This window comes from Streptococcus sp. Marseille-Q6488, from assembly GCF_946902925.1.
Taxonomy (GTDB): domain Bacteria; phylum Bacillota; class Bacilli; order Lactobacillales; family Streptococcaceae; genus Streptococcus.
Genome location: NZ_CAMPPZ010000025.1, coordinates 1 through 10,926, shown reverse-complemented (window position 1 = coordinate 10,926; position 10,926 = coordinate 1). Strand labels below are relative to the sequence as shown.

Sequence of the window (10,926 nt, the reverse complement as noted above, 5' to 3'; positions counted from 1 at the left end):
GCGATGAAATCAAGCATGTTTAAAACCAGTAGAACTTACCCTGACACGGATTTCCACTGGTTTTTACGATTTTTATCAGACTAACTTCCACTTGGATTAGCAGTGGAAGTTAGTTTGGGAATTTACCCTTTTTGGCGCTTTTTCGAATGTAAGCCCTATCTACGATACTGTTTCAAGAAACGAGTCATCTTTTCTTGGATTTGGGCTAGTTCATCAACACGAGGAAGGTAAACGATACGGAAGTGGTCTGGTTCTTTCCAGTTAAAGCCTCGACCATGAACCAAGAGAACCTTTTCCTGCTTCAAGAAATCAAGGACAAACTGCTCATCATCATCGATACGGTACATATTGCGGTCGATTTTAGGGAAGATATAGAGTCCAGCCTTAGGTTTAACCGCAGACAAACCTGGAATCTCTTGAATGGCATTGTAAATGAAATTTCTTTGCTCGTAAATTCGTCCACCAGGAAGGAGCAATTCATCGACTGACTGGTGGCCACCCAAGGAAGTTTGTACGACTTGTTGGGCCAAAACGTTAGAGCAAAGACGCATATTGGACAGCATATTGAGCCCTTCGATATAGCCTTTAACATGAGTCTTAGGTCCAGACAAGACCATCCAACCCACACGGAAACCAGCGATACGATGGGATTTTGACAGACCATTCATGCTGACACAGAAGACATCTGGTGCCAAGCTCGCCACAGGCGTATGCACATGCCCATCCATTACCATACGGTCGTAAATTTCATCCGCAAAGATAATCAAATCGTTTTGACGGGCAATCTCAATAATCTCCAACAAGAGTTCCTTAGGATAAAGGGCTCCAGTTGGGTTGTTTGGATTGATAAGGACGATTGCCTTGGTATTGGAAGTAATTTTTGACTTGATATCGTCAATATCTGGATACCATTCTGCAGCTTCATCACAGATATAGTGAACGGCATTTCCTCCAGCTAGGCTGACAGCCGCTGTCCAGAGAGGATAGTCTGGCATAGGCACCAAGACTTCATCTCCATTGTCCAAAAGCCCCTGCATGGACATGACAATCAGCTCACTGACACCATTTCCAAGATAAATATCATCAATATCTACGTTTGGGAATTTCTTCAATTGGCAATACTGCATGATAGCCTTACGGGCTGAGAAAATCCCTTTTGAGTCAGAATAACCTTCACTATCACGCGCATTCATAATCAAGTCATGAATGACTTCGTCTGGCGCTGTAAAACCAAATTCTGCTGGATTTCCTGTATTCAGACGTAAAATCTTTTCTCCATTTGCTCGCATCCGCATGGCTTCTTCCAAAACAGGCCCACGGATATCATAAGCAACATGCTCTAACTTACTAGACTTGTTATATTCTTTCATCTTGTTTCCTCAATTCATCGAGATAGTAACATTATACCACTAGAAAGACAATGCGACAAGTTTGCTGAAATGTGTTACTAAAATCCTACAGAAGAAAAGCCTCGCTAAAAGCGAGGTCAAGACAGAGGAGATAGCAGGTGTTTTGCGAAAGACATATCACATACCAAAAGATAAACCTAGAAAAAGCAAACCTAAAAAGGAGTCATAAAGAAGATTGAACATGAGGAAGAGCCCCCATATCATCAAGTAACCCCAACGCCCACTTCGTTTTGCAACTAGGAATAAAATCAGATGGTAGAGTAGGTGAAAGACTAAAAAGCCGATAAAACCTGGATAAAGAAGCGGTACCAGACTCTCTAATTGCCAGATCATGATAACTTCTAGCAAGACTGAAACTAGGATGATTCCATAATAAAGGAAATTTGATTTTTTTGCTTCTTGAAAAGAGTTTTTCATCATTCTCCCTCCCTTCACTTCTTTCCTGCTATCCTTTCTTTTATTTTATCATATATTTATATAGATTTTAAGCACTAACATTCTTTTGAAAAATACTTTTTTTGCTTTACTTCTATAGTGAAAAGGTTTACAATGATAGTAAGAAAATTTCAGGAGGTTTCATTATGGCACAACGTTACCAAAATATCATGGTCGCAATCGATGGTTCTAAGGAAGCAGACTTAGCTTTTATCAAGGGAGTTCATTCTGCTCTACGAAACGACGCTAAACTCACCATCGCACATGTCATTGACACACGCGCTCTCCAAAGCGTATCCACCTTTGATGCTGAAGTTTACGAACAACTCCAAGTTGACGCTGAAAGTCTGATGAAAGAGTACGAAAAACGTGCTAAAGATGCTGGTGTGGCAGATGTTCATATCGTCATTGAAATGGGAAATCCAAAGACCCTACTAGCACGTACTATTCCAGATGCTGAGGAAGTGGACCTCATTCTAGTTGGCGCAACTGGTCTCAACGCCTTTGAACGCCTCTTGGTCGGCTCTTCATCTGAATACATTCTCCGCCATGCTAAGGTCGATTTGCTGGTTGTGAGAGAACAAGAAAAAACCTTATAATTACAAAGAAAAGGAGCTCAGCGCTCCTTTTTGTTTACTATTTATACTCTTCGAAAATCTCTTCAAACCACGTCAACGTCGCCTTGCCGTAGGTATGTTACTGACTTCGTCAGTTTCATCTGCAACCTCAAAACAGTGTTTTGAGCTGACTTCGTCAGTTCTATCCACAACCTCAAAGCAGTGCTTTGAGCAACCTGCAGCTAGTTTCCTAGTTTGCTCTTTGATTTTCATTGAGTATTATTTCTCTCTTTATGACGTTCATAAGCCTTAAGCTGACGCTGCAGTTCCTTTTTAATAGCAGGTTCTGGAGCATATTTTTCTTCCCAATCATCTGGTTTTAAGATTTTGTGGGTCACTGGATCAAAATGAGCCTTGCCATCTGGAAAAATTTTCCCCATATTAGCTTGATGAACAATGTCAAAAATACGTTCTGGGTCCACCCCCATCAAGACAAAACTACCGTAGGTGAAGTAAAGTGTGTCAATCAAGGCATCCACTTGCCCTATCAAATCTTGCTGAGCAGGTGTCTTCTTGGCTACTTTATATGCTGCCTTATCAAGAGCCTGATGAAGTTGCGATAGAGCTTGACCAAAATCCTCTTCAGAAGAACTGGCAGCTCGAACAAACTCCACCAATTCTTCTATTTTAAAGCCAGCCCTATGGGTTGCACCTTCTAAATCCCAAGCTCGAGGTTCTTCTTGGGTCCGTTCATCCATCATGTGGTGGAAGGTCTTGACCTTATTGAAATGATAGTCACGGCTGACAAAGACTTTTTCTGAGGCCAGAACACCAAAATGTTCCAGGGCCTTGTGGATTCCATCTTGCTGATTGCTGGTTGTAATGTGCTTGGCAACTTCCTTGGCACTGCTACTACCATTTCCCATAGCGACCGACATACCGACACCCGCCAGCATTTCAAGGTCATTATCTGAGTCACCAAAGGCCATGACTTGGTTGAGATCAAAACCATATTCTTTCCCAACTCGTCTAATGCCTTCCAATTTAGAGTTTCCTTGATTGATAACATCCGCTGCAAAAGGATTGCTACGTGTCAATTTCAAGTCTTCAAAATCAGCTGCCGCCTTCTCAGATTCTTCTGGCGTCATCAGCATTAAAACTTGGTAGATAGGCTGATTCATCAGATGAAGTAGGTCTTCTTCCTTTTGGGGAACCACCTTGCTGACCATGCGATTAAAAGACTGACTCACTGTTCGAGTTAAAACAGAGGGAACGAAGCGACTGATTCGTTGGGAAAGAGAACCCAGACCAAAGGACATGATTTTGGAACCTAACATGGCATCCTTGGTCCCTAGGGCAATCTCCTTGCCCTCTTTTTTAGCATAGCTAATTAGATGGCGCAAATGCAACTTGGAAATAGGGCTCGTAAACAAGACTCTGTCTTTATTAAAGATATACTGGCCATTATAGGTTACCGCAAAGTCCAGGTCCAAATCGTCCATCAATTCCTTAACAAAAAAAGGTCCTCGTCCTGTCGCTACACCGACAAGCACCCCTTGTTCTTTGACGATTTTAATCGCGTCCTTAGTGGATTTCAAAACACTCTTGCGATCGTTGACCAAGGTTCCGTCGATATCAAAAAAAACCGCTTTGACTTCCATCCTATCCCAATCTCCCCTTTTGTGATACAATGATTATACCACATTTCAGAAAGAGTGAGTAAATCATGCCTAAGAAAATCCTTGTTTTACATACAGGTGGGACTATTTCCATGCAGGCCGATGCTTCTGGCGCTGTTGTGACGAGTTCAGATAATCCCATGAACCATGTGTCCAATCCTCTTGAAGGAATCCAAGTCCACGCCTTGGACTTTTTTAACCTGCCAAGCCCCCATATCAAACCTAAGCATATGCTGGCTCTCTACCAGAAAATTAAAGAGGAAGCAGATAACTACGATGGGGTGGTGATCACACACGGGACCGATACTTTAGAGGAAACAGCCTATTTCCTTGACACCATGGAAGTTCCCCATATGCCTATCGTTCTAACAGGAGCCATGCGCAGCTCCAATGAACTCGGTAGTGATGGGGTTTATAATTATCTGAGTGCTTTGCGGGTAGCTAGCGATGACAAGGCTGCGGACAAAGGGGTTTTGGTCGTTATGAACGATGAAATCCACGCTGCCAAGTATGTTACCAAAACACATACGACCAACGTCAGCACCTTCCAGACTCCAACACACGGTCCCCTCGGTCTCATCATGAAACAGGAAATACTCTACTTCAAAACAGCTGAACCTCGTGTCCGCTTTGACCTTGATCACATACAAGGCTTAGTCCCTATTATCTCGGCTTATGCTGGTATGACAGATGAGCTGATTGATATGCTGGATTTGGAACAATTGGACGGTTTGATTATCCAAGCCTTCGGAGCTGGTAATATTCCCAAAGAAACGGCTCAAAAATTAGAAAGCCTTCTGCAAAAAGGAATCCCAGTCGCTCTGGTATCACGATGCTTTAACGGTATTGCCGAACCTGTTTATGCCTACCAAGGTGGAGGCGTGCAGTTGCAAAAATCTGGTGTCTTCTTTGTCAAAGAACTCAATGCCCAAAAAGCCCGCTTGAAACTCCTCATCGCCCTCAATGCCGGACTAACAGGACAGGATTTGAAAGACTATATGGAAGGGTAAGTCTCTTCGAAAATCTCTTCAAACCGCGTCAACGTCGCCTTTTCGTATGTATGGTTACTGACTTCGTCAGTCTTATCTACAACCTCAAAAACATGTTTTGAGCTGACTTCGTCAGTTCTATCTACAACCTCAAAGCAGTGCCTTGAGCTGACTTCGTCAGTTCTATCTACAACCTCAAAGCAGTGTGTTGCCGTAGCCTTTAACCAGCCGCCTAGTCCGCTCTGTGGTATTCATTAAGTCAACATCTCTTGTTTAAGAGCACAAAATCAGGAAATCTTCACGATTCCCTGATTTTTTCTATTTCCGTTTTCGTGTTGAGCGACGTTCTGTCAATCCATGAGGTAAGAGAACTTCACGTTCTTCCAACTCTTCCTTGTGCATAATCTTGGTCAACATACGCATACTAATGGCACCAAGATCATAAAGAGGTTGGGCAATCGTTGTCAAGTTTGGACGGGTAAAGCGTGCAATTTGTGAATCATCACTAGTAATAATTTCAAATTCTTCTGGTACTGACACACCCTTATCAGCCAAACCGTTCAAGACACCTGCTGCCAACTCATCACCTGTCACAACTGCTGCAGTTGCATTCGATGAAATCAAACGCTCTGCCAAGGCGTAACCATCATCATAGCTATATTTAGATTCAAATACCAAACCCTCACTATAAGCGATTCCTGCTTTTTTCAAGGCTTCCTTGTAGCCAACTAAACGAACCTTACCATTGATGTCATCCACTAGCGGACCGCTAACGAAAGCAATACGCTCATTTTCTTTAGCAAGGTAACTCACTGCATCAATCGTTGCTTGCTTATAGTCAATATTGACACTTGGCAACTGGTGCTCAACATCGACAGTTCCTGCGAGAACAATCGGAGTACGTGAACGCGAAAATTCTGAGCGAATTTTATCTGTCAAGTGATAACCCATAAAGATAATGCCATCTACCTGCTTTGAAAAGAGGGTATTGACAACAGAAACTTCTTTCTCGTTATCTTCATCGCTATTAGCTAGGACAATATTGTACTTGTACATTTCCGCAATATCATCAATCCCCTTAGCCAAACTCGAAAAATAACCATTGGTAATATTTGGAATCACGACACCGACAGTGGTTGTCTTTTTACTTGCAAGACCACGCGCAACTGCATTTGGACGATAATCCAAACGATCAATTACCTCTAGCACTTTTTTACGGGTATTCTCTTTTACATTTTTATTGCCATTGACCACACGGCTGACCGTCGCCATGGAAACACCCGCTTCACGAGCGACATCATAAATGGTTACTGTATCATCTGCATTCATTCCTTTTCCTGCCCTTTCTATCCCACACATTCTTTTACAAGTAGAGGCACCGATTGAAGCTCTACATCTACTTACAAAAGTGAAGATGTGAAAATTTCGTTTTCATGTTTCTACTTATTCCATTTTATCACTATTTGTAAACACTTTCAAGCTTTTTTTGAAGATTGATTGAAAAAATTTCATAGAAAGCCTAGGTTTAGCTCCTTGCTACCACCTTTGACGAAACAAAAAGGAGGAAACTAAGCCTCCTCAAGTTACAAAATTGTTTGATTGAATAACTTCAATTTTAGCACATGATGGTTTCCGATATATGACAATATCACAACCAACCAGATTCTTTTGCGATATTAGCTGCCTCTGTTCGATTACCTGCATCTAGTTTCGAAAGAATATTAGTAACATAGTTTCGGACTGTTCCGTTGGATAGATAAAGTTTGTCTGCAATTTCTTGGTTAGACAAGCCTTGAGCAATTCCCTTTAAAACAGCAATCTCTTGTTCTGTCAACGGATTGGGATGCGTCATCACCACTTCCATCAATTCAGGCGAATACTCCTTGCCTCCTTCGAGGACAGTATGCAAAGTTTGCATGAGGTCTGCAATGCTTCTTTCTTTCAAGACATAAGCATCTACTCCAGCCTTGACTGCACGTTCAAAGTAACCAGGGCGCTTGAAGGTCGTCACCACAACCACCTTTGTTTCTAAATTTTCTGCTCGTATCCACTCCAAAACTTCAAGACCTGTCTTAACAGGCATTTCTACGTCAAGGATGGCGATATCTACAGACTCCTTTTCCAATAGTTGGATTGCTTCTTGCCCATTCTTGGCTTGAAAGACAGACTCTATATCCGGTTGAAGCGTGAGCAACTGGCACATGGCATCTCGCAACATACTTTGATCTTCTGCGACTAATACTTTCATCTACTTTCTCTCCTTATAAGGTAGTCGAACCTGAACTTCTGTCGGTTGTTTCTGACTAATCACATTTACCTCTCCCGAAAATGGAAGGACACGATCTCGAATTGTATGGAGCTCATCCCCCTTTATAGAAGTAAAGCCACAGCCATCATCTCTCACTGTTAGAATGAGTTCTTTCTCTGTCCGTTCTAATTTCAGGTAGGCCTTCGACGCTTTGGCATGTTTGATGATATTGGTCACCAACTCAAGCAAAATCATGGAAGCCGTTGACTCCAATTCCTGAGTAAGGCTAGCAGTATCTAGTTGGTTATCCGTTTCCACCTCAATTCCAGCAATTTCTAACATCTTTTTCACAGTCTCTAGTTCGGATGCCAAAGTTCTAGACTTAAGATTTTCCACAATGGTTCTCACTTCATTCATGGAATCCTTGCTGATCTGGTGAATTTCTTTTAATTCCTTTTCTACCTGTGGATAAGCCTGCATTTGAAATAACTGCAAGGCTAGATCAGTTTTAACACTTAGCATGGCAAAGGTATGTCCCAGACTATCATGCAAATCCTGACCGATACGACTGCGTTCATTTTCAGCAAGCAATAGATTTATCTGGGCATTTTGCTTAGCCTGTGCTTCTTTCAAATCCTCCACAATCCGAATCCGAACCAAGCCAAAAGTCATTAAATCGACAAAAGCAAGAATTACAAGTAGATAGAATAGAAACTCAACTTCGAGTTTCTGAAAAATCAACAGTTGGCCCACAACAAGGACTTGAGCAAGAAGAAAAGTCCAGACATGTAAAGACTTTAAACCACCTACGCTGAAATGATAACTTAAGAGATTGGATAGGAAAAAGAAAAACCAGATATAATTAACAGCAACAAAGGCAGTATTCCCAACTACATAAGTCAGCATGATGCCCCAATATAGCCAAGATAGGCGCTGGCTCTTAGTTGTTAAAACACCCAAATACGCTACTACAAATAGAATATCAATCAATAAATGCCAGGCAGAGAGCCACCCAGTCACTACAGGTAGGATGGGGAAAATCATAAAAATTAAACTAGCCCAAAACATATAGTGTATGCTTTTCAGTCTTTCAAGCATTAAGCATTCTCCTTATGACCTTGAAGGTAAATGGTCAAACCAAACAAAACTGCTGAAAAAACAAGTAGATAAACTGTGGCTGATAGATTGATGCTACCCTCGTTTAAGAAGGTCTTGAGCAACTCCATCAACTGATAAGTTGGTAGGCACTTCCCGATTGCTTGCATCCAGTCTGGAAATAAAGAGATGGGCATCCAGAGTCCACCTAAAACAGCCAAGCCTAGATAGAGAAGATTGCCCACGACAGACATCAGCTGACTAGAAGGCAAGAGTGTCAAGGTCAAGCCAAGCGCTACAAAAGCTACACTTCCTACTATCAGCAAGAACGCAGCCCCAATCCAGCTTCCTAAAGACATATCCACACCTCTTACAAAATGCCCAACTGAGAAAACAACCAGAATTGAGACCAAATAATCAACCATCATACTTGTTATCTTTGATAGATAATATTCTACCATATTTACAGGGCTATGACGTAATGTTTTCTGCCAGTTGTTGATTTTATCGGTATGTAAGACAGCTGGGAATGAAAAGATAGCTGTCGACATCATGGAAAAAGCTGTCATGGAGATGAGGTAGTCACGCATAAAATTATCTGGTCCACCAGGTGTGTCCTGGTACATGCCTGAAAAGAATAAATAGAAGGCTGTCGGCATCCCTACGGATAATAGATAATAGACTAATTGTCGTTTGGTCAATAAAAATTCTATCTTGTTTAGTGCAATCCATCGTTTCATCTTAGTCATCTCCTTTTTGCGTTTCTTCAAAGATTGTATCCAGCAAACTACGATTATTAACTTCGATTTCTTGTATCCTACATCTTGCTTGGGCTAATAGCTCCCAGAAAGCATCTGCTTCTCGAGTGACTACTTGCAAAGAATCTTGCTTTAGGGTCCAGTTTTCAACCAAATTTGACTTCTCTACGACTTCCTTGTAAGCTATAGGAAGGATAAAGTACTTTTCTATTTCCTCGCTACGCATAGCTAGAGGCGTCGTATCACGAATCAACTCTCCCTTATTCAAGACCAAGATTCGGTCCGCTGTATGCTCTACCTCTTCGATATAGTGAGAAGAATAGACAATGGTCACACCATTTTTCTTTAACTGATCGACAATCTCCCAAAAACGTTGACGAGTTGAGGTATCCATAGCCGATGTAGGCTCATCTAAAAAGACAAGCTTTGGTCGCCCAATTAAGGTCAAGACAAAAGAGAAAAGACGCTTTTGTCCACCTGATAATTTTTCTGCAAATTGCTCTTTTTGTTGCTGATCAAACTGCAATAGTTGATCGATTTCCTGGTTACTCAAGTGATTTGGATAAATTTTTTGAAAGAAAGCAATCAACTCTTTAACTTTTAATTTCTGAACGATTACATTTTCTTGAGGGAGGTAAGCCCTAGTATAGTCTAACTTTGAACTCGTCACTGGTAAACCTTTAATAGATACTTGCCCACTGGTGACCAATTTATCTCCGAGCAAACAGTCCAAGAGTGTGGTCTTTCCTGCTCCGTTTGGCCCAATCATGGCAACACATTCACCTTCAGCTATCTCAAAGGAAATATCCTTCAAAATAGCCTTACCCTTGATGTTTTTATGTAAGCCTTGTACCTTAATCATGTTCATAATATTCTCCTTTCAGCCACTCCTTTCCCATCGGAAAGACGATAAAAATCATAAATCCTAATCCCCATGCACCACGGATGAATTGGTGAAGGAAGGCTTGATCAAACCAATCAGTAAACATTTCTACCAACCATACCAAGAGTGACAGGCCGATAAAGAAATAGATAATTGCTTTTTTCATTCCTCAAACTCCTTTTTCACATCTCTTACTAATTTCAAACCTTCTCTGACAAGCCAAGACATCATTCCAAAGCCAGCAAATAACTCCCAAGGAAAATGATAGAAATCTTCATCCAATCCTGAGAACATGAGATAGGTCATAACTCCTGCTGCTACTAAACTCATTGCGACAATTACTTTATGTTTCATTTTTTCTTCCTCCCTTTCATACTTCAATTATAGTCTTTTGAAGTTAGCGGAGCTAGATACTTCTGTCACTCGTAAATATGACAAATGTCATAAAAGATTCTGTTCAAAATAAGCAAGATACACTATACAATAAAACACAATTAGAAAAATCTAAGGCAACTTCCTCAAAAGAGATATCAAACCCAATTCACACCATAATATAAACTAATACTTATTTAAAATCAAAAAAAGTAGAAATTTTTATCAGACAAACACATATATTATACGTTGAACAAAACCCTAAAATTTATAAGAGTTATAAAATCTGTTAAATTTCAATGTGGATACCTAAACTACGGTATTTATTGAAAAGGTTGGAGACAAAAAGTATACGCTGCCAAAATGAATTGCTGAAAATCATAACCACCCGTCAAACGGGTGGTTTGTCTCAGGGCTATAAGCCCAAATTACCAGCCAGCGCCTAAAGACGCTGGCTTTCACTTTGTTCAAGCCTCATTGCTCTTGACTCGTCACTTGCCT

13 protein-coding genes are annotated in these 10,926 nt (G+C 41.1%); 2 read left to right on the top strand and 11 right to left on the bottom strand.

The genetic code is table 11. From position 1 onward, the window contains the following. Positions 1-155: 155 nt before the first annotated feature. Entirely contained in the window at positions 156-1,370 is a 1,215-nt protein-coding gene (locus tag OVN23_RS10220; protein ID WP_000666459.1) for a pyridoxal phosphate-dependent aminotransferase, read from the bottom strand. 156 nt (positions 1,371-1,526) lie between these two features. Further along, a complete protein-coding gene (locus OVN23_RS10215; protein ID WP_173219408.1) occupies positions 1,527-1,829 on the bottom strand; it encodes a hypothetical protein in 303 nt (100 codons plus the stop codon). A 161-nt stretch (positions 1,830-1,990) separates the two neighbouring features. Between OVN23_RS10215 and OVN23_RS10210 the strand changes: the two genes are divergently transcribed. After that, on the top strand, positions 1,991-2,443 hold the full coding sequence (locus tag OVN23_RS10210) for a universal stress protein (RefSeq protein ID WP_031223038.1): 453 nt from the start codon (positions 1,991-1,993) through the stop codon (positions 2,441-2,443). A 72-nt stretch (positions 2,444-2,515) separates the two neighbouring features. On the opposite strand, the gene OVN23_RS10205 is transcribed toward OVN23_RS10210, so the two are convergent. After that, positions 2,516-2,674 (bottom strand): hypothetical protein, encoded by a 159-nt coding sequence (locus tag OVN23_RS10205; protein ID WP_218774513.1) that lies wholly within the window; start codon positions 2,672-2,674, stop codon positions 2,516-2,518. Further along, on the bottom strand, positions 2,671-4,062 hold the full coding sequence (locus OVN23_RS10200; protein WP_173253238.1) for a Cof-type HAD-IIB family hydrolase: 1,392 nt from the start codon (positions 4,060-4,062) through the stop codon (positions 2,671-2,673). Before OVN23_RS10200 ends, OVN23_RS10205 begins: the two co-directional genes overlap by 4 nt. 65 nt (positions 4,063-4,127) lie before the next feature. Here OVN23_RS10200 and OVN23_RS10195 point away from each other — a divergent pair, with 65 nt between their 5' ends. Next, positions 4,128-5,090: an asparaginase gene (locus tag OVN23_RS10195; RefSeq protein ID WP_173253239.1), complete on the top strand. Its 963-nt coding sequence runs from the start codon at positions 4,128-4,130 to the stop codon at positions 5,088-5,090. Between the two features lie 297 nt (positions 5,091-5,387). Here the strand turns inward: OVN23_RS10195 and ccpA are convergent, their stop codons facing one another. The 7 genes from ccpA to OVN23_RS10160 form a co-directional block, all read right to left on the bottom strand. After that, positions 5,388-6,398 (bottom strand): catabolite control protein A, encoded by a 1,011-nt coding sequence (gene ccpA / locus OVN23_RS10190; RefSeq protein ID WP_050253459.1) that lies wholly within the window; start codon positions 6,396-6,398, stop codon positions 5,388-5,390. 319 nt (positions 6,399-6,717) lie between these two features. After that, positions 6,718-7,317, bottom strand: a complete 600-nt coding sequence (locus tag OVN23_RS10185; protein WP_173219536.1) for a response regulator transcription factor — start codon at positions 7,315-7,317, stop codon at positions 6,718-6,720. After that, on the bottom strand, positions 7,318-8,415 hold the full coding sequence (locus OVN23_RS10180; RefSeq protein ID WP_173219533.1) for a sensor histidine kinase: 1,098 nt from the start codon (positions 8,413-8,415) through the stop codon (positions 7,318-7,320). Further along, a complete protein-coding gene (locus OVN23_RS10175; protein ID WP_173219530.1) occupies positions 8,415-9,152 on the bottom strand; it encodes an ABC transporter permease in 738 nt (245 codons plus the stop codon). Before OVN23_RS10175 ends, OVN23_RS10180 begins: the two co-directional genes overlap by 1 nt. 1 nt (position 9,153) lies before the next feature. Then, positions 9,154-10,038, bottom strand: coding sequence for an ABC transporter ATP-binding protein (locus tag OVN23_RS10170; RefSeq protein WP_173219526.1), 885 nt, complete (start codon positions 10,036-10,038; stop codon positions 9,154-9,156). Further along, on the bottom strand, positions 10,025-10,219 hold the full coding sequence (locus OVN23_RS10165) for a hypothetical protein (RefSeq protein WP_173219523.1): 195 nt from the start codon (positions 10,217-10,219) through the stop codon (positions 10,025-10,027). The genes OVN23_RS10170 and OVN23_RS10165 overlap by 14 nt, the downstream gene beginning before the upstream one ends. Then, positions 10,216-10,407, bottom strand: coding sequence for a hypothetical protein (locus OVN23_RS10160; RefSeq protein WP_173219521.1), 192 nt, complete (start codon positions 10,405-10,407; stop codon positions 10,216-10,218). The genes OVN23_RS10165 and OVN23_RS10160 overlap by 4 nt, the downstream gene beginning before the upstream one ends. Positions 10,408-10,926 lie beyond the last annotated feature (519 nt).